Below are 1,239 nucleotides of genomic sequence, written 5' to 3'. Positions count from 1 at the left end.
TGTAGTGGTCAACTAAATCCGGACACTTGGTTAGGCCGATCTTCGGCTTTTGCTGGCGGTATCCCGTCATTGTGTTGATGTGGACGCCGCCAGTTGTAGTAATCCATCAGGTAATAACTGATATCCCGTTTCGCTTCCCGCAGGCTCATGTATCCCGTCACAGGGAGCCACTCTGACTTCAGGCTCCTGAACAACCGCTCCATCGGGGCGTTATCCCAGCAGTTACCACGACGACTCATGCTCTGGGTCATGCGATAGCGCCACAGCCGTTGCCGAAATGCCCGGCTGCCATATTGGCTGCCCTGGTCGGAGTGAAACAGCACGCCTGATGGGCAACCTCGTTGCTGATAGGCCATCTCGAGCGCTTTTACTGCCAGCTCTGCATCGGGCTTGTCAGACATCGACCAGCCCACGACCCGGCGGGCATGGAGGTCAAGCACAGCTGCCAGGTAATGCCAACGGCCACCGGTCCAGACGTAGGTGATATCGCCGCACCACACCTGATTGGGCTGCTGAACATCAAATTCACGGGCCAGCAGATTGGGAATATCCTGTCGTTCAGACCGGGCAACCTGATAGCGATGAGCGCCGGGCTGCTTGGATACCAGCCCGGCTTCCTTCATCAGACTGCGCACTTTGAATCGACCAATCTGATGTCCCAACTCTTGCATCATCGACATCAAGGCGCGGCTGCCAGCCGAGTCCCGGCTCGCTTTGAACAAGCGGCGCAACTCGCTGCGTTGTTGCATCCGCTCACGGTTAATCACCCGTTTGCGAGCCTGATAGTCGTAAAAACAGGACGTGGGAACATCAAAAGCGCAGCAGACCAGGGTGATGGGGGCTTGCTCCCTTAATCGGTCTATCAGCGCGTACGTGTGAATTCGTCCGCCATCAAGAGAGCAGTAGCCTTTTTTAGAATGTCCTTTTCGCGCTCGATCCGGTTGATACGGGCTTCCAGCTCCTGGATTTTTTGCTGTTCCGGGGTCAGCGCCTTGCTGATCGGGGTTGTGCCAGTTCGTTCGGATTGAAGCTGCTGAACCCAGCGGCGAAGCACGGTTTCACCGACATCCAGTGAACGGCTGGCTTCGGGGACAGAATATCCCTGGTCGAGCACCAGGGATGCGGCTTCCAGCTTGAACTCGGCAGTAAATGAGCGACGTAATCTTGTCATTGAACACCTCAGGTCTGGGTGGCGACTGTACCACCTAAAATGGTGTCCGGGATGATTAGACCACTACA

1 protein-coding gene is annotated in these 1,239 nt (G+C 56.1%); it reads right to left on the bottom strand.

Features of this window, described 5'->3' with window-relative positions:
* Positions 1-8: 8 nt before the first annotated feature.
* Positions 9-1,171, bottom strand: a protein-coding gene (locus ACB034_RS20795) for an IS3 family transposase (RefSeq protein ID WP_371173651.1) whose coding sequence is annotated in 2 segments (ribosomal slippage) — positions 9-916 and positions 916-1,171 — 1,164 coding nt in all. Because the reading frame shifts where the segments join, the coding sequence is not laid out codon by codon here.
* Positions 1,172-1,239: the final 68 nt, after the last annotated feature.

Origin of the sequence: Aeromonas sp. S18(2024) (assembly GCF_041402525.1) — a bacterium.
Classification (GTDB): Bacteria; Pseudomonadota; Gammaproteobacteria; order Enterobacterales; family Aeromonadaceae; genus Aeromonas; species Aeromonas enteropelogenes.
The sequence above is the reverse complement of the archived record's forward strand: the minus strand, read 5'-3'. Positions and strand labels throughout refer to the sequence as shown.